The following is an 18,052-nucleotide window of genomic DNA, read 5'->3' as shown; positions in this document are numbered from 1 at the left end:
TTGCTCGAGGCTGTGTCGTGCGCGCGCCGCCGGGGTGATGCCGTGCCGGGCACGGCACTTCGGACGCGGTGAGCCGCGGACGGGGGCGAGAGCCCCCGGCGGCGGGCGCTCCCATCGAACGAGAGGTGATGATGAAGCCGAAAGTGGTCGGATATCTGCGCCGCGATATCTCCGGACGCCGCGCGCGCAGGCATGAAATGGAAATTCGCGCGCTGGCGAAGGCGTCGGGGTTCGATCCGGCGCGGACCCTGGTCGCCGGGCCGACCGCGCCCGCTTCGCTCACGGCGCTGCGCACCGTCGTGGTTCGCGTCGGCGCGGTCGCGGTGATCACGCCGACGCTGGAACATGTGGAATTCCGAGCGGACGAGATCATGGCGGTATGTGCGCTGATCACGCTCGGATCCCGGCACATCCCGCCGCGGGGGACGACACCCGGCCCGCCGCGTGATCCTTCGGGCCCGCACCGGCGATCGGACGGACGACTGAGGTGGTCACCGTGACTTGGCCGCTGGATCGGCCGAGCGCATGGATGCCGTCGCCGATCGTGCCCACCGGGTCCCGAGTAGCGCTGGAGGATGGGGTTTCCCGCGCTGCCGATCGGTCAACTAACGAGGCGGCGGACCGCGGGCCGGGAGCGCGGGCGCCGAGGAGCAGGTCTCGTTGCCCGGCATTCCAAGTGCGCCGGATCATGGCGCAGAAGGAGGACAGAAGTGCGTTCCATCCGAGCCGGTCTCATCGCCGTCACACTCGCCGCCGCCACCGTGGTCGGCGCGAGCGCGGCGCATGCCGAGGACACCCTGCCCGGCGCACCCGAGGACGAGATCATCTCGGTCGATATCAACCTGCTCGGCTGCTCGCTCGGAGCCGGACTCGGCCTCGACCTCCTGCTGGCCCTCACCGCAGGCAACGGTTCCAGCACCACCATCGGCTCCGGTCTGGCGACCCGCTTGCGCCTCGCGGGTTGCCTGCCCTGGCAGCGCTGACACCCGTGCCGGATACAGCGGCCGCCGGGTGAGATCCGGCCGTTCGGATCTATCCGGCCTGTGGGTGCGGGCGCCGTTCGATCGTGTTCCGCGCCCGTGCCCACACTTCCTCCGCTTCGAACTTCGCGGCCTGCCACGAGTCGGTGGCCAGACCGACTCGGCCGCGCCATTTCCGCATGATGTCGGCGTGCACCGGCCAGCGCACGAACCGTCGCATGTCGTGCTCGGTCTCCCACACCGAGATCGAGCCGCCGCGCGCCTCCGACGGCCGAGCCCACAGCCACAGGCCGACCGCGCCCTGCATCACCGGCCAGTTCCGTCCCAGGCGCATCCCGGTCTTGTAGATCGCCTGCACGTCCGCTTCCGAGGCGGCCAGGAAGTCGGTCACGCTGACGAACACCGCGCCTCCGGTGTCATGCAGCGGCCCCGCTTGCCAGGGCATCAGCACGGTCCCGTCGGAAAAGGGCTGCTGAACAGGCTCGCTGGGGTTGTCGTCGGATCGGTTGTCCAGGCTATTGGTAATCATCCGCAGATGATATGCGCTCGCTTATCGAATAGCCACCCTTGTCCGTCGCTACAGGGCCTCGCGCGGCATGGCCGTGTGGCCGGGTACGGCAGGCGATGACTGATAAGGCCGGGCGGATTCGTGATCCGCCCGGCCTGTGCCGACACTTGGATGGGATTCCTCCCCGATCGATCAGAACGGTGTGAAGAAGAAGCCGAACCAGGCTCCGACGGCAGCGCCGACCGCGCAGCCGATGACGGCGCCGACCACGAAGAACCAGATGCCGATGGCGATGCCGATCGCGCAACCGATCGCCGCGCCTACCAAGGCGCCACCGAACAGGGCATCATGCATCAGGCCCTGCAATTCGGGTGTGACCGCGGCGGGCGACGGAACACCTGCCGCCGGCGTGAGCGTCAGCGTCCTTGCCGACGGGTCTACCGACGGTATGACGCTGAAGTTCTGGCCGGTCTCCATACGCAGCGTCGTCGGGATCGTACCGACGATCGCGCCGTCCTCGGACAGCACGTCGACCGCTGCCGGTGTCACCTCGAACCGTCCCGAAGCAAGATCGACCGTAGCGGTGCGGTGATCCGCCGCGAGGGTCGTCGTGTACGAGATCGGTCCATCCACCCCGTTCATCGTGAGGTCTGCCAGGGTGCCCTCACCGTGTGCCGTGGCCATCGCTATGCCCGTCGACGCGACGGCCAACAGGGCGGTAGCCACCAATTTCTTGATAAACATCGGAAGTCCAATCATCGGACGATGGTGTTGGAATTCCCCCGGACGGGCGACATCGACCGTCAATAGTTGATCCTTCTCCTTTGCCCTGGACATTGTCGATAGGTAATCGGTATGGGTAAATTTCGGAATTTCGGTCGGAAATTAACTCCCGCCCGCCGATCACGTTGTAGCGGCGGCATTCACCCCACCGGTAAAACGCCGCGATCGGGGTCGAACGGCGGATTATCGGTCGGAGCGGTTTCGGGTGCGAGGCGCCCGTCGACCATGCGGTAGACGGCGTCCATCCGGTGTAGATGGGAGCGGTCATGGGTGACCAAGAGGGTGGCGGTCGCGTGGTCGCGGGCGACCGACAGGATCAGGTCGATCACCGCCGCGCCGCGTTCAGTGTCCAGTGCGCTGGTGGGTTCGTCGATCAGCAGCAGGGCCGGGTCGTTCATCAGGGCGCGGGCGATGTTCACTCGTTGGCGCTGGCCGCCGGACAGTTGTGCGGGGCGTTTGTTCCGCTGCTCGGCGAGCCCGACCGAGTCCAGCAGGGCCAGGGCGCGGGCGCGCGTCGTGCGGCGCTGCCGGCGTGACGTGGTGATTCGCTGCCCGAGGTGGGCCATCGCCTCGAGGTGCTCGACGGCGGTGAGCGCCGGGATCAGGTTCGGTTGCTGGAAGACCACGCCGATCGACGAGCGGCGCAGCGCCGCGGCTTCGCGACGGCTCGCGGTGGCTAGATCGACTGAGAAATAAGGCGTTTGAAGTCCGATCCGTCCGGCGTCCGGGCGGATCAGGGTGGCGGTCACGGCCAGCAGGCTGGATTTGCCCGAGCCGGAAGGGCCGGTGATGGCGGCGATCTCGCCGCCGGCGACCCGCAGATTCACTCGGTCCAGTGCGGTGAGGCGGCCCGCGCCGTCCGGGTAGGTGAGCGTTACGTCCGCGAGGGTGAGTGTGGTCATGGGCAACTCCGGTGGCGTGGGCGGGCAGGCGGCGCGGGTGCTCGCAGGGCGAGTGTTACGGCCGCGGTCGACGGTCGGACGGCGTAGTTCAGCGGTTCACACCGAGTGCGGTGAGTGGGTCGGCGGTGAACACGAAGCGCAGGGCGAATGCCGCGCCGAGCAGGCCGAGGAGGATGAGAGCGGCCGAAGGGAGCAGCGTGGTGGCCGGGCTCAGCACGAACGGCACCGCGTCGCCGAGCAACGCCGCCGTCGCGGTGGTGATCCCGAGGCCGGTCGCTATACCGGCCGCGAGCACGATCGCGGCTTGGCCGAGTGCGTCGCGCACGAGTGAGCCCGAAGTCGCCCCCAACGCTTTCAGAATGGCGATGTCGGGCATCCGCTGAATCGTCCACACGGTGAAGAACGCGCCGATCACAAGCGCCGACACGGCGAACAGCAGCACGGTCATCATGGTGAGCGAGCCGTTCTCAGCGCGGTAGGAGCCGATCGCCGAACGCGCTCCGGGCACGTCGGTGGTCCGGGTGTGCGCGGTGGCGTTCACCGCGTCCGGATCGGTCGCGCCCGACACGGCGAGCACGGTGGCCGCGCCGGAACGAGGGTTGAGCGCCTGCCAATCCGCGAGCGTCATCCAGACCACGGGCGTGTGGCTGTACCAGTCGTCGCCGCGCACCGCCGACACGGTGAAGGCGCGTCCGCCGATCGCGACGGAATCACCCGGCACGGCACCGAGACCGGCGGCCGCGCCGGTACTGAGCAGCACCGTGCCCGCTTCGGTCGCCGAGTGATCGCCGAATGCCGTGTCCGTGCCGAACAGAGCGACCTGCGCGGGCGCGCGGCCGTCACCGGCCGCTTTGCCGCGGGCTATGCCGACCGGTGTCACGCCGTCGGCGGCGGCGCGCCAGGCCGCGAGCTGGTCCTCGGTCAGCACCGAGCCGTCGAACGAGGGAGCGCCGCCGGTGTCGGCGAAGACCACGGTGTCGCCGGGCATCGACTCGACGGCCGAGACGTTCTGATGCGCGAGCCCGGCCGTGAGCCCGCTGAGGAAGCTGACCAGCACCGCCACCAGCGTGACGACGAGTGTGATCAGTGCGAACCGGCCGCGGGCGGCGCGAAGGTCTCGGAGTGCGACGAACATGTTCCCACCTTCGCGCCGCGCCGGGGCGTCTCCATCGCGCCGGGGGAGGAAGTGCGGATGAGCGAAAGTCGGCGACAGTTTTCCACCTTTCGATGGATGCCCGTGCGATAGCGGTCCATAAGCTGGCACCGTGCATTCGTCCCCGCTGACCCCGGTTTTCACCACGTTGCGGCTCGGGCTGCACGTGCTGATGACCGGCTTGGCGGCGGTGGTCGGGGTGCGCGCGGTGCTGCCGGGGGCCGCGCATCCGGCGGCGACCGTGAGTCTCGCCGCGGCCTTCCTCGCGACCTACTTCGCGGGCGCCGCGTTCGCCGGAGAACGACGCGCGATCCCGGCGTGGCTCGGCGCGCTGACGGCGCTGTGGCTCGGGCTCGTCGTGCTCGCGCCCGACGCCGGCTACCTCGCGTTCGGCCTGTTCTTCCTGTACCTGCACTTGTTGCCGCGCGTGTGGAACCTCTGCGCCGTCGCCGCCGCGACCGCCGTTGCGGTAGTGGGCTTCGGCCTGCATCGGGGCTGGTCGGCGGCCGGTGTCGTCGGGCCGGTCATCGGTGCGGCCGTCGCCGTCGGCATCGGGCTCGGTTATCAGGCGTTGTTCCGCGAGGCCGCCGACCGGCAACGCCTGATCGACGAATTGCTCAGCACCAGAGCGGTATTGGCCGAACGGGAACGCACGGCGGGCAAGCTCGCCGAGCGGGAGCGGCTGGCCGCCGAGATCCACGACACGGTGGCGCAGGGGCTCAGCTCCATTCAACTGCTGCTGCACGCCGTCGAACAGGAAGCGCCGGATCACCCCGCGCTGCGACGGATCCGGCTGGCCAGAGAGGCGGCCGCGGAGAACCTCGCCGAGACCAGGCGCCTGGTCGCCGAACTGGCTCCCGTCGCGCTGGACGGGCAGTCGCTGGCCGATGCGCTGGAGCGGATCACCCAGCGCGCCGCACCGCCCGGTCTGGACGCCCGGTTCGCGGTGGAGGGTCGGCCGGAGCGGCTGCCCATGCCGATCGAGGCCGCGCTGGTCCGAATCGCGCAGGGCGCGGTCTCGAACGTGGTCCGGCACGCCGGTGCGAGCCGGATGCGCGTGACGCTCACCTACGCGCACGACGCGATCCATCTCGACGTGGTCGACGACGGCGTGGGCATCGCTCCCGAACTGCTCGAGCGCAGCGCGTCGGGATCGTTCGGGCTGGCTGCCATGCGGTCGCGGGTACACGAGCAGGGCGGCGCCATGGCGGTCGAGTCCGAGCCGGGGCACACGGCGGTCACCGTGTCGTTCCCGCTCGACACGGTCCCGGCGGGCGAACGCGGCGCGGTGCCGCCCGGCTTGGCGCAGCCGCCGCGCACGGAACCGGCCGCCTGGACGGAATCGGCTGCGCCGAACCCCGGCGGGCCGGTCTCCGGCAATCACGGTAGATCCGAATCCGCTGCCGACCAGGGCAGGCCGGACACGCAGCCGCGCGACCTGGGCACGGAGGAGCAGGAGTGATCCGCCTGCTGCTCGCCGATGACCACGCGATCGTCCGCGCCGGGTTGCGCGCACTGCTGGATGTCGCCGACGACATCACCGTCGTGGGTGCGGCGGCCACCGCGGAAGCCGCCGTCGCGTTCTGCGCGACCACGCCGGTCGATCTCGTGCTGATGGACCTGAGTTTCGGGTCGGGCCGGTCGGGAGTCGAGGCGACCGCGCGGCTGCGTGAACTGGCGATGCCGCCGAACGTCCTCGTGGTGACCAACTACGACACCGACGCCGACATCCTCGGCGCCGTCGAGGCGGGCGCGTGCGGTTACATCCTCAAGGACACGCCGCCCGCCGAACTGCTGGCCGCGGTCCGGGCGGCCGCGGCGGGGGACAGCGTGCTCTCGCCCGCGGTGGCCTCCAAGCTCATGACCAGGGTTCGCCGCGCCGACACCACACTGAGCAGGCGCGAGATCGAGGTTTTGCGGCTGGTCTCCGACGGACGCTCCAACCGCGAGATCGCCAGACAGCTGTTCCTCAGCGAGACCACCGTCAAGTCCCACCTGGTGCATATATACGGAAAACTCGGCGTGCGCTCGCGCACCTCCGCGGTGGCGCGGGCCCGTGAGCGCGGCATGCTGTGAGGCCGAGCGCGACCGAGTTCGCCATGCCACCGTTCGGGCGGATCGCCGCGCGAAGAGGTCATCACTCGGCCACTCGTCGCGTGCCCGATCAACTACTGTGACCGGCATCGGATTCTCTATCTCTGGGGGTTTCACATGCTGATCTGGGGCTGGCAGAAGCGTGTCCACACGCTCGCCATGATCACCTTGATCTGCGGTCGCTGCGGCAATCCCGCCGCACACGCGCTGCGCAAACTCGTCACCAAGTTCACGCTCTTCTTCATCCCGCTCTTCCCGATCAGCACCAAGCACCACTTGGATTGCACCTGGTGCGGCGCGTCGTCGCCGATCGCAGGACCGCAGGTCGCCGACCTGCTCGCCCGCGCAGGCGCCGAGAACGCCCAGTACCAGCACCCCGCTCCGGGCGCGCAGTGGCCCCAGCCGCCGGCCCCCAACCCGACCGACACCAATTGGCAGCGCTGACCCGGCGTACGCGCGACACCGAGGCATCCCGCGCATCGACCGCCAGGCTTCGCCTACGGGCCCTTACCGCGTCGAGGCAGCTCATCCGCGGTCCGCGGCGGATCGAACGACCCCCATCAGCCGAACGGTGCCGATCTGATCAACCGTGCCGAGCGATCGCGAAGCGACACCTAGGGTGAGCGGATGGCTTCTCTTTCCGATCCCGAAGTGCGCGAGTTTCTCACCCACGGCACCCGCACCGGCAAGGTGGCGTTCGTGGCCGCCGACGGCACGCCGATGGTGACGCCGGTGTGGTTCGTCGTCGAGGGGGACGACCTGGTCTTCAACACCGGCAAGTCCACCGTGAAGGGCAAGGCGTTCGCCAGGGACGGGCGCGTCGCGGTGTGTGTCGACCTGGAAGAGCCGCCCTACGCGTCGGTCCAGCTGCGGGGCACGGTCACCCTCTCGGAAGACCCGGACGAACTGCTGCGCACCGCCACCGAGATCGGCGGCCGCTACATGGGTGCCGACCGCGCCGAGGAATTCGGCAAGCGCAACGGCGTGCCGGGCGAACTCGTCGTCCGCCTCCGCCCGGACAAGGTGATCGCCCACTTCGACGCCACCGCCTGACCGGCGCGTCCGCGCGCCGCTCGATTGCCGGGCCTCCTGAGCGCTGACGCGCTGGAACGGGGTGGGGCGAGAAGATCGACTGGGCTGCGGGTGAGACCGCCGCGCCCACCGGACATCGGCTTCCGGTGTTCCCGCCGCTCCGGAGGGATCGGGCGCACTCCGGCGCTCGGTCGCCGAAGGAGCGATGCCCGGTGGTCAATACACTCGCGCCCATGACCGTGCACTTCATCGGGGCCGGGCCGGGCGCGGCCGATTTGTTGACGGTGCGCGCGGTCGAGTTGCTGCGCGCGTCGCCGGTGTGCCTGTACGCGGGGACGTATCTGGATCCGGACGTGCTGGCGCACTGCGCGCCGGACGCAGAGCTGGTGGATACCCAGCACTTGGACCTCGACCAGATCACCGAGCATCTGCTGCGGGCGCACCGGGACGGCCGGGACGCGGCCCGCCTGTGCTCGGGCGACCCGTCGCTGTATTCGGCGCTGACCGAGCAGACCCGCAGGCTGGACGCGCTCGGGGTTCCTTGGGACGTCACACCGGGCGTGCCCGCCTATGCCGCCGCGGCGGCGGTGCTCGGTGCGGAGCTGACGGTGCCGGAGCTGGTCCAGTCGGTCGTGCTGACCCGCGCGCAGGCACGCTCCACCGCGATGCCCGAGTCCGAAGCGCTGGCGAACTTCGCGGCCACCGGCGCCACGCTCGCGCTGCACCTGGCTATCACCCGCATCCGCGTCTTGGCCGCCGAACTGGCCGCCGATTACGGGCCGGACTGCCCGGTCGCCGTCGTCTACCGGGCCAGCCAGCCCGAGCAGCTGATACTGCGCGGCACCCTGAACGACATCGCCGACCAGGTCGAGGCCGCCGGACTGCGGCAGGCCGCGGTGATCCTGGTGGGCCGCGCGCTCACGCCCGCGGTGTCGTGCGCGCAGTCCCACCTCTACGACCCGGCGCGCGTGCGTGGGCCGGCGGGCGCATCGCGCGATTAGTCGTGGCGGCCGCCCATCTGCCCTGGTCGGCGGGCAGCAGTCGGCGGGGCAGTGCGGTCGGAGTAGTGCGGTCGGCGGGGCAGTGCGGTCGGAGTAGTGCGGTCGGCGGGCAGGGCGGTCGGAGTAGTGCGGTCGGCGGGCAGGGCGGACAGCGTGGTCGGTGGGCAGGGGGTCGTCGCGGGATCGGCTGGGTAGGCGTGGCTCGGGAACCCAGGCGGCGGCGCGCGGCGATCCTGGTCCACGGTGCCCCCGTCCGGTGACGGCAGCTGCCGTAGGCGCCCGCCTCCCTCGGCGCGAAAGTGCCGGTTTGATACGCGGGTGACTCATGTGAGAACCGCAACATCCTCCTGGCAAACCTTTTCCAGGGCGGTAACCAGCACTGATGTTTATCAGCTATGACCGTTGGTTGGTTGCCCGCCGGGGGCGACGGTAGATTGATCCGGTGATTCGCAAAGAAGGTCCCGGCGGAGCCGGTCGGTGGGTTCTGGGCGCGGTCGAGCCCATGTAACGAGCCCGGCCGGTTGGACAGATAGTTCAAATGAACATTTTTTGCCTGATTTGATGTGAGAACTGAACCTGGAGACGCAGGCGCCACGCTCGGATAGGTGGGCGCCCTCTCCGGGTGTGGTCGGGGAGCGCTTGCGTGGTGTTCCGGAAGCGAGGTTACGGTTGGACCGGCTGGATTTCGGCGGAAACGGCGAAACTGGTGGCGAACGGACGGACGCTGGTGCAGGGGTTGACCCCGGCTTGTCCGGCGCTTTCCCGTTGTCCCCTGCTCAGCTGGGTATCTGGTACGCGCAGCATGTCGACCCGCAGGTGCCGGTCAACATCGCGCAGTACGTCGACCTGCGCGGGGAGCTGGACGTCGAGCTGCTCAACCGGGCCAGCATCGACGCCTCGCACGAGCTGGGTTCGGGTTTCCTGCGGATCGTCGAGCGTGACGGCGAGCCGTTGCAGTTCGTCGACCACTCGATCGCCGACTACGACCGGGTCGAGTACGTCGATCTGCGCGCGGAGGCCGATCCGGAGGCCGCCGCGCTGGCGTGGATGCGCGCGGAATACAGCCGCCCGCTCGATCTGACCACCGACCGCCTGATCAAGGCGGCCGCGCTGCAACTGGCCGACGATCACTGGTACTGGTACAGCCGCTCGCACCACATCGCGCTCGACGGCTTCGGCGCCATGACGAACGTCAACCGGATCGCCGAGCTGTACACCGCGTACGCCGAAGGCGTCGAGCCCGCGCCGTCGAAGGCGACGGACCTGCGCACGCTGTTCGAGCAGGAGATCGCCTACCGGGAGAGCTCGCGCTTCACCTCCGACAAGGAGTACTGGGCCCAGCGGGTGGCGGGGCTGGAGGAAGGCACCAGCCTGACCGGCCGCTCCGCGCCGCCCGCGGCGATCAACGGCATCGCCAGCGCGGCGCTGTCGGACGAGCAGAACGCCGCGCTGGACGCGGCGGTCGCGCGACACGATTCCTCGCCCGCCGGGCTGCTGCTGGCCGGCTTCGCGGCGTATCTGGCGCAGTGGAACGGCGTCGAGGACGTCATCCTGAGCCTGCCGGTGACCGCGCGCACCACCGCGGCGATGCGCCGCTCGGGTGGCGCGTCGTCGAACATCGTGCCGTTGCGGTTGCGCGTCGGCCACGACACGACGGTGGCTGAGCTGCTCAAGCAGGTGCAGGTCGAGGTGTCCGGCGCGCTGCGGCACCAGCGCTACCGGCACGAGGACATCCGCCGCGACGCGGCCGGTGACGGCGTGGTGACCACGGAGTTCTTCGGTCCGTGGGTCAACATCATGCTGTTCCACGACGAGATCGCGCTCGGCTCGGTGGTCGGCCAGATGCACGTGCTGTCCACCGGCAGCATCGAGGATCTGGGCGTCAACTTCTACCAGTCGGTCGCGGGCACCCGCTCGCACATCGATTTCGAGACCAACCCCAACCTCTACACCGAGGACGAGGCGCGTCGTCACCACGGCCGCTTCCTGGAGTTCTTCGATCGCTTCCTCGCCGCGGAAGCGGACGCCACGGTATGGGCGCTTCCGGTCACCACCGCCGACGAGCGCGAGCGGACGCTGCTGGAGTGGAACGACTCCGAGCAGGATGTCCCGGACACCACGCTCGCCGCGCTGCTGGACGCGCAGATGGCGCTGACCCCGGACAACGTCGCGCTCGATTTCGAGGGCGCCACGCTCACCTACGCGGAGTTCGACGCGCGGGTCAACCGGCTGGCCCGCTTCCTGATCGCCGACGGCGTCGGCCCGGAGTCGCTGGTCGCGCTGGGCATGCGCCGTTCGCTGGAACTGGTGATCGGCATGCACGCCGTGCTGAAGGCCGGTGGCGCGTACGTGCCGATCGATCCGGACCATCCGGCCGAGCGCACCGCCTACATCCTCGACAGCGCCGCGCCGGTGTGCGTGCTGACGCTGTCGGCCGACGAGCTGGAGCTGCCGGATTCGGTGCGACGGGTGGAGATCGACACCCTGGACACCTCGGCGTACTCCGCCGACCCGGTGACCGACGCCGACCGCCTCGCGCCGTTGCGCCCGGACAACACCGCCTACGTCATCTACACCTCGGGTTCGACCGGTCGCCCCAAGGGCGTCGCGGTCACCCATCACGCGATCGTCAACCAGCAGCTGTGGATGCTCGACGAGTACCGGCTGACCGCGGCGGACGTGTATCTGCAGAAGACCGCGACCACGTTCGACGTGTCGCTGTGGGGCTACTTCCTGCCGTTGCTGGTGGGCGCGAAGCTGGTCATCGCCTCGCCCGACGGGCACCGCGACCCGCTGTACGTGGCGGAGATGATCCAGCGGCACGGGGTGACCGTCACCGACTTCGTCCCGTCCATGCTCACGGTGTTCGTCGCGCACGCCACGCGGGCCCAATGCGCCACGCTGCGGGCGGTTTTCGTGATCGGCGAGGCGTTGCCGCCGGAGACCGCGGCTGGTTTCCGCGCGATCACCGACGCGGGGCTGCACAACCTGTACGGCCCGACCGAGGCCGCGGTCTCGGTGACCTACTGGGAGGCGACGGCCGCCGACACGGTGACCGTGCCGATCGGTATCCCGGAGTGGAACGTCCAGGTCTACGTGCTGGATTCGCGGCTGCGCCCGGCCGCGATCGGCGCGCCGGGCGAACTGTACCTCGGCGGGCGTCAGCTCGCGCGGGGTTACCGCGGCCGTCCCGACCTGACTTCCGACCGCTTCGTCGCGAACCCGCTGTCGACCACCGGTGAGCGGATGTACCGCACCGGCGACCTCGTGCGCTGGAACGAGGCGGGCACGCTGGAATACATCGGCCGCACCGACTTCCAGGTGAAGTTCCGCGGCCAGCGCATCGAGCTCGGCGAGATCGAGACCGATCTGCTCGCCCATCCCGCGGTCAGCCAGGCCGTGGTGCTGGTGGTGGACACCGCGACCGGTCAGCAGTTGGTGGCCTACGTCGTGCCCGCTCCCGGCCACACCGTCGAGCCGGTCGAGCTGACCAGGTTCGCCGCCGAGCAGCTGCCCAGCTACATGGTGCCCGCATCGATCATGGTGCTGGACGCCTTCCCGCTCAACACCAGCGGCAAGCTGGACCGCAAGGCCCTGCCGGAGCCGGTGTTCAGCGCCGACGCCGGTGACTTCCGCGCGCCGCGCACCCAGGCCGAGCAGATCGTGGCGGGCATCTTCGCCGACGTGCTCAGCCAGGACCGCATCGGCATCGACGACAACTTCTTCGACCTCGGCGGCAACTCGCTGGTCGCCACCCAGGTGGTGGCGCGCATCGGCGCCGCGTTCGGCACCCAGATCGGGGTGCGCGCGCTGTTCGAGACCCCGACCGTCGCCGGTATCGCCGCGCGCGCCGAGAACGCCGCTCCCGTGGGCGAATCGCGTCCGCCGCTGGTGGCCCAGCAGTTGCCGGAGCGGGTGCCGCTGTCGCTGGCGCAGCAGCGCATGTGGTTCATCAACCAGTTCGACCCGACCGTGCCGACCTACAACCTGCCGTTCGTGGTGCGGTTGCGCGGCCAGGTGGACCTGGACGCGTTGCAGTCGGCGCTGCTGGACGTGGTGGAGCGACAGCAGTCGCTGCGCACGGTCTTCCCCGAGTCCGGCGACGGCGGCTACCAGCAGGTGCTGCCGGTGGATCAGGTCGATCTCGGCATCGAGGTGCAGCCGATCGACGAGGCCGAACTGCACGGCGCGCTGGCCGAATTCGCCGCGCGCGGGTTCGACGTCTCGCGCGAGCTGCCGATCCGGGTGCGGGTCTTCGCGGTCACCGGCGGGCGCGGCAACGGCGCGGCCGACTACGCGGTGGCGTTCGTGGTGCACCACATCGCGGCCGACGGCTTCTCCTTCGGACCGCTCGCGCGCGACGTGGCCGCCGCCTACCTGTCCCGCGCCGCGGGCGAGGCGCCGAGCTGGGCGCCGCTGCCGGTGCAGTACCAGGACTTCAGCGTCTGGCAGCGTGAACTGCTCGGCGCGGAATCCGATCCCGCGTCCATGGCGGCGCGCGAGATCGCCTACTGGCGCAGGGCGCTGGCGGGCCTGCCGGATCAGCTCGACCTGCCCGCGGACCGCCCGCGTCCGCCGGTGCAGAGCTTCCACGGCAGCCGGGTGAGCTTCGACATCGACGCCGAGCTGCACCGGCGGCTGGTCGCGCTGGCCCGCGCGCAGGGCGTCAGCCTGTTCATGGTCATGCACGCCTCGCTGGCCGTGCTGCTGGCCCGGTTGTCCGGCACCAGCGACATCGCGATCGGCACCCCGGTGGCCGGGCGCGGCGAGCAGGCGCTCGACGACCTGATCGGCATGTTCGTCAACACCCTCGTGCTGCGCTCGGAGGTGGACGGCAGCGAGTCGTTCGCCGAATTCCTCGGCCGCACCAGGGAAACCGACCTCGCCGCGTTCGCGTTCGCGGACGTGCCGTTCGAGCGGCTGGTCGAGGTGCTCAACCCGACCCGCTCGCAGGCGCGCCACCCGCTGTTCCAGGTGATGCTGTCGTTCCAGGAGATGTCGCACGCGACGCTGGAACTGCCCGGTCTCTCGGTCACCGCCGACGAGCTCGAGGTGGACATCGCCAAATTCGACCTGCAGTGGACGGTCACCGAGGAGCGCGGCGCGAACGGCGAGCCCGCGGGCATGGGCGCGGTCATCTCCTTCGCCACCGACCTGTTCGACGCGCCCACCGTCGCCGAATTCGGCCGCCGCTACCTGCGTGTGCTGGAAGCCGCGGTCGCCGCGCCGGGAACCACGGTGCGCGACATCGAGATCCTCGACGAGGCCGAGCGCGCCCGGGTGCTGACCGAGTGGAACCACACTCGCCACGACGTGCCCGCCGCCACCGTGCTCGACCTGTTCGAAGAGCAGGTGCGGGGCAGGCCGGACGATCCGGCCGTGGTGTTCGACGGCGGCTCCCGCGGCGCGGAGGAGTTCGGCGCGCCGGTCGAGCTGACCTACGCCGAGTTCGCCGCGCGAGTGAACAGCCTGGCGCGCAAGCTGATCGAAGCGGGCGTCGGCCCGGAGACGTTGGTCGCCGTCGGCATCCGCCGCTCGGTGGACATGCTGGTGGCGATCTACGCCACGCTGACCGCGGGCGGCGGCTACGTGCCGATCGACCCCGACCACCCGGCCGAGCGCACCGAGTACGTGCTCGACAGTTCCTCGCCGGTGTGCGTGCTTACCACCACCGCCGACAACATCACCGCCGCGGACATCCCGGTGCTGACGCTGGACACCCTCGACCTGAGCGGGTTCGACGAGGGCCCGGTCACCGACGCGGAGCGCCGCGCCCCGCTGCGCCCGGCGAACACCGCGTACGTGCTCTACACCTCCGGTTCCACCGGCCGCCCCAAGGGCGTCGCGGTCAGCCACGCGTCGGTGGTCAACCAGATCGCCTGGATCACCGCCGAATACCGGATCGGCCCGGCCGACGTGATTCTGCAGAAGACGCCGGTCACCTTCGACGTGTCGGTGTGGGAGTTGTTCGGCACGCTGGCCGTCGGCGCCCGCATGCTGATCGCCGCGCCGGACGGTCATCGCGATCCGATCTACCTGTCGGAGATCATCGGTCGGCACCGGGTCACCATGACCTCGTTCGTGCCGTCCATGCTCTCGGTGTTCGCGGGGGCCGCGGACACCGCCGAATGCGCTTCGCTGCGTGCGGTTCTGGTCGCCGGTGAGGCGCTGCCGCCCGCGACCGTCACCGCGTTCCGGCAGTTCTCCACCGCCGCGGTGCACAACCTGTACGGTCCGACCGAGTTCACCGTGCACGCCACCGCCTGGCACCTCAACGAGGTCGCGCCGACGTCGGTGCCGATCGGCCGCCCGGTGTGGAACGCGCAGACCTACGTGCTCGACGAGGGCCTTGCTCCGGTGCCGGTCGGCGTGCCCGGCGAGTTGTACCTCGGCGGCGTGCAGACCGCCCGCGGTTACCACGGCCGCGCCGACCTGTCCGCGGAACGCTTCGTCGCCGACCCGTTCGGCCCGCCCGGCTCCCGCCTGTACCGCACCGGCGACCTGGTGCGCTGGGTGCGGCCGCGCGATCCCGAAGTGGGCAGCGCCGGTGTGCTGGAGTACATCGGCCGCACCGACTTCCAGGTGAAGTTCCGCGGTCAGCGCATCGAGCTCGGCGAGATCGAGACCGCCCTGCTCGACCACCCGGCCGTCACCCAGGCCGTGGTGCTGGTCATGGAGACCGTCGCGGGTGATCAGCTGGTCGCCTACGTGGTGAGCACCGGCGGCCCGGTCGACATCGACAACATCAAGAACGCCCTGCACCGCACGCTGCCCGCGTACATGGTGCCCTCGGCCATCGTGGTGCTCGAGGCGTTCCCGCTGAACGCCTCCGGCAAGCTGGACCGCAAGGCGCTGCCCGCGCCGGTGTTCGAGGTGCGCGAATTCCGCGCGCCCACCACGCCGATCGAGGAGATCGTCGCGCAGATCTTCGGCGAGGTGCTCGGCATCTCCCGCGTCGGCGTCGACGACGACTTCTTCGAGCTGGGCGGCAACTCGCTGATCGCCACCCAGGTGGCCTCCCGCCTCGGCATCGCGCTGGACACCAGGGTGCCGGTGCGCATGCTGTTCGAGGCGTCCACGGTCGAGGCGCTGGCCGCGCGGGTGGAGTCGCACGCCGGTGACGGCGCGCGCAAGGCGCTGGTCGCCAGGCAGCGCCCGGAGCAGGTGCCGCTGTCGCTGGCGCAGCAGCGCATGTGGTTCCTCAACCGGTTCGACACCTCGTCGGCGGTCAACAACATCCCGGTCGCGATCCGGTTGTCCGGCGATCTGGACATCGCCGCGTTGCAGGTCGCGGTCATCGACGTGATCGACAGGCACGAGTCGCTGCGGACGGTGTTCCCGGAGACCAAGACCGGCCCGGTGCAGGTGGTGCTGGACGCGGCGCAGATCGTGCCGGACCTGACCCCGGTGCCGGTGACCGAGCACAACCTGATCGATCACTTGGTCGAGCTGGCGTCGATGGCGTTCGACGTGACCAGCGAAGTGCCGCTGCACGCGCGGCTGTTCGAGATCAGCGAGACCGAGTACGTGCTCGGCATGGTGGTGCACCACATCTCGGCCGACGGCTGGTCGATGGGCCCGCTGGCCCGCGACGTGATGGTGGCCTACGCCGCGCGCACGTCGTGGGAGGCGCCCGCCTGGTCGGCGCTGCCGGTGCAGTACGCCGACTACGCGCTGTGGCAGCGCGAGGTGCTCGGCTCCGAGGACGACCCGAGTTCGCTGATCTCCAATCAGATCCGGTACTGGACGCGCGAACTGGCCGACCTGCCCGACGAATTGACGCTGCCGTCGGATCGGCCGCGCCCCGCCGTGGCGTCCTACCGCGGCGGCACCTACCCGTTCGTGATCTCCGGCGAGACCCAGCGCGCGCTGATCGAGCTGGGCCGCAAGCACAACGCCTCGCTGTTCATGGTGCTGCACAGCGCGCTGGCGGTGCTGCTGGCGCGCGCGAGCGGCACCAGCGACATCGCGATCGGCACCCCGGTCGCCGGTCGCGGTGAAGCCGCGCTGGACGACCTGATCGGCATGTTCGTCAACACCCTGGTGCTGCGCACCGAGGTGGACGGCGCGATGAGCTTCGCCGACCTGCTCGCCCGCGCCCGCGAGACCGACCTGCACGCGTTCGCGCACGCCGACGTGCCGTTCGAGCGTCTGGTCGAGGTGCTCAACCCGGCGCGCTCGCAGGCGCGCCACCCGCTGTTCCAGGTCATGCTGACCTTCCAGAACACCAGGCAGGCCAGCCTGGAGCTGCCCGGTCTCTCCGTCAACGGCATCGACTACGACGCGCGGCTGGCCAAGTTCGACCTGCAGCTGACGCTGTCGGAGACCCAGGACGAGCAAGGCGATTCGGCGGGCATGTCGGCCGAGTTCTCCTACGCCCTCGATCTTTTCGACGAGCCCACCGTCGCGGCGTTCGCCCGGCGCCTCGACCGCATCCTCGCGGCCGTGACCGCCGACCCGGACGTCCCGATCGGCGACATCGAGTTGCTGGCGTCCGAGGAACGCGCTCGGGTGCTGGTCGATTGGAACGACACCGGACACCCGGTGGATCAGGTCGCGACGCTGGTCTCGCTGTTCGACGCGCAGGCGGCGGCGACGCCGGACGCGATCGCGCTGGACTTCGAGGGCGAGCGGCTGACCTACCGTCAGTTCCAGGAGCGGGCCAACCGCATCGCCCGCCAGCTCATCGGCGCGGGCGTCGGCCCGGAATCGCTGGTGGCGCTGGCGCTGCGGCGTTCCACCGAACTGGTGGTCGCGATGTACGCGGTGGTGCAGACCGGCGCGGCCTATGTGCCGCTGGACCCGGACCAGCCCGCCGAGCGGATCAACTACATCATCGAGACCGCGCGCCCGCGGATGATCCTGTACCGCTCGGCGGACGGATTCGGCCTCGACCCGCAGCCGGAAGTGACCGCGCTGTCGGTGGAGGGCATCGAGGGCGTGCCCGGGTTCGCCGAGACCAGCGGCGCGCCGATCACCGACGCCGAGCGCACGCGCCCGCTGCGGCCGGAGAACACCGCGTACGTGATCTTCACCTCCGGTTCCACCGGTCGTCCGAAGGGCGTGGCGGTCAGCCACGCCGCGATCGTGAACCGGCTGCTGTGGATGCAGCACGAGTACCCGATCGGCCGCGACGACGCGGTGCTGCAGAAGACGCCCGCCACGTTCGACGTGTCGGTGTGGGAGTTCTTCTGGCCGTTGCAGACCGGCGCAAGGCTGGTCGTCGCGCGCCCGGACGGTCACCGCGACCCGGTGTACCTGTCCCAGATCATCGCCGAGAAGCAGATCACCACGGCGCATTTCGTGCCGTCCATGCTGTCGGTGTTCGTCTCCACGCTGGGCAACGAGAACGGCGACGGACTGCCGTCGCCGCGGCTGCGGCAGGTCTTCGCCTCCGGCGAGGCGCTGCCCGCGCAGACCGCGCAGCGTTTGCGCGAGCTGACCGGCGCGCGCCTGCACAACTTGTACGGCCCGACCGAGGCCGCCGTCGACGTGACCTATCACGAGGCGACGGACGCCGACACGGTGTCGGTGCCGATCGGACGCCCGGTGTGGAACACCCGCGTCTTCGTGCTCGACAGCCGCCTGCACCCGGTCGC

The 18,052-nt window shown here is 70.2% G+C and carries 11 protein-coding genes and 1 pseudogene (1 of these 12 only partly in view); 8 read left to right on the top strand and 4 right to left on the bottom strand.

What is annotated here, in order from left to right:
• Nucleotides 1-128 precede the first annotated feature (128 nt).
• Both U3653_RS19540 and U3653_RS19535 read left to right on the top strand, forming a co-directional pair.
• Nucleotides 129-500, top strand: coding sequence for a hypothetical protein (locus tag U3653_RS19540; RefSeq protein ID WP_195078313.1), 372 nt, complete (start codon nt 129-131; stop codon nt 498-500).
• A gap of 210 nt (nt 501-710) precedes the next feature.
• Entirely contained in the window at nt 711-983 is a 273-nt protein-coding gene (locus U3653_RS19535; RefSeq protein ID WP_195078314.1) for a hypothetical protein, read from the top strand.
• 49 nt (nt 984-1,032) lie between these two features.
• Here U3653_RS19535 and U3653_RS19530 read toward each other — a convergent pair whose 3' ends face one another.
• The 4 genes from U3653_RS19530 to U3653_RS19515 all read right to left on the bottom strand — a co-directional run bounded on the left by U3653_RS19530 (nt 1,033) and on the right by U3653_RS19515 (nt 4,308).
• The gene (locus U3653_RS19530) at nt 1,033-1,509 is read right to left on the bottom strand and encodes a hypothetical protein (protein ID WP_195078315.1); all 477 of its coding nucleotides are present in this window, start codon (nt 1,507-1,509) and stop codon (nt 1,033-1,035) included.
• Nucleotides 1,510-1,680: 171 nt separating this feature from the next.
• Nucleotides 1,681-2,295 carry a DUF8020 domain-containing protein gene (locus U3653_RS19525; protein WP_323124142.1) on the bottom strand — a complete coding sequence of 205 codons (615 nt, stop codon included), beginning with the start codon at nt 2,293-2,295 and terminating at the stop codon, nt 1,681-1,683.
• 116 nt (nt 2,296-2,411) lie between these two features.
• Nucleotides 2,412-3,173 (bottom strand): ABC transporter ATP-binding protein, encoded by a 762-nt coding sequence (locus U3653_RS19520; protein WP_195078316.1) that lies wholly within the window; start codon nt 3,171-3,173, stop codon nt 2,412-2,414.
• An 88-nt stretch (nt 3,174-3,261) separates the two neighbouring features.
• Nucleotides 3,262-4,308 (bottom strand): ABC transporter permease, encoded by a 1,047-nt coding sequence (locus U3653_RS19515; RefSeq protein WP_195078317.1) that lies wholly within the window; start codon nt 4,306-4,308, stop codon nt 3,262-3,264.
• A 130-nt stretch (nt 4,309-4,438) separates the two neighbouring features.
• On the opposite strand from U3653_RS19515, the pseudogene U3653_RS19510 reads away from it, so the two are divergent.
• The 6 genes and pseudogenes from U3653_RS19510 to U3653_RS19485 form a co-directional block, all read left to right on the top strand.
• Nucleotides 4,439-5,587: pseudogene (locus U3653_RS19510) on the top strand (sensor histidine kinase); the annotation flags it as partial.
• 197 nt (nt 5,588-5,784) lie between these two features.
• Nucleotides 5,785-6,402, top strand: coding sequence for a response regulator (locus tag U3653_RS19505; RefSeq protein WP_195078319.1), 618 nt, complete (start codon nt 5,785-5,787; stop codon nt 6,400-6,402).
• 135 nt (nt 6,403-6,537) lie between these two features.
• On the top strand, nt 6,538-6,864 hold the full coding sequence (locus U3653_RS19500; protein WP_195078320.1) for a zinc ribbon domain-containing protein: 327 nt from the start codon (nt 6,538-6,540) through the stop codon (nt 6,862-6,864).
• A gap of 183 nt (nt 6,865-7,047) precedes the next feature.
• Complete coding sequence (locus U3653_RS19495) at nt 7,048-7,473, top strand: PPOX class F420-dependent oxidoreductase (RefSeq protein ID WP_195078321.1); 426 nt, start codon at nt 7,048-7,050, stop codon at nt 7,471-7,473.
• A 212-nt stretch (nt 7,474-7,685) separates the two neighbouring features.
• On the top strand, nt 7,686-8,453 hold the full coding sequence (cobM, locus tag U3653_RS19490) for a precorrin-4 C(11)-methyltransferase (protein ID WP_195078322.1): 768 nt from the start codon (nt 7,686-7,688) through the stop codon (nt 8,451-8,453).
• A 669-nt stretch (nt 8,454-9,122) separates the two neighbouring features.
• On the top strand, nt 9,123-18,052 hold part of the coding region annotated (locus U3653_RS19485; RefSeq protein WP_435406574.1) for a non-ribosomal peptide synthase/polyketide synthase (this coding region is incomplete at its 3' end). 26,395 nt of the annotated region lie beyond the right edge of the window; 8,930 of 35,325 annotated nt are visible.

The organism is Nocardia implantans, assembly GCF_035544775.1.
Classification (GTDB): Bacteria; Actinomycetota; Actinomycetes; order Mycobacteriales; family Mycobacteriaceae; genus Nocardia; species Nocardia implantans.
This window is presented reverse-complemented; position numbering and strand designations above follow the sequence as displayed.

Coding starts and splice junctions, on each gene's coding strand:
- U3653_RS19540 (WP_195078313.1), top strand. CDS start 129: ATGATGAAGCCGAAAGTGGTCGGATATCTGCGCCGCGATATCTCCGGA.
- U3653_RS19530 (WP_195078315.1), bottom strand. CDS start 1,509: ATGATTACCAATAGCCTGGACAACCGATCCGACGACAACCCCAGCGAG.
- U3653_RS19520 (WP_195078316.1), bottom strand. CDS start 3,173: ATGACCACACTCACCCTCGCGGACGTAACGCTCACCTACCCGGACGGC.
- U3653_RS19515 (WP_195078317.1), bottom strand. CDS start 4,308: ATGTTCGTCGCACTCCGAGACCTTCGCGCCGCCCGCGGCCGGTTCGCA.
- U3653_RS19500 (WP_195078320.1), top strand. CDS start 6,538: ATGCTGATCTGGGGCTGGCAGAAGCGTGTCCACACGCTCGCCATGATC.
- U3653_RS19495 (WP_195078321.1), top strand. CDS start 7,048: ATGGCTTCTCTTTCCGATCCCGAAGTGCGCGAGTTTCTCACCCACGGC.
- cobM (WP_195078322.1), top strand. CDS start 7,686: ATGACCGTGCACTTCATCGGGGCCGGGCCGGGCGCGGCCGATTTGTTG.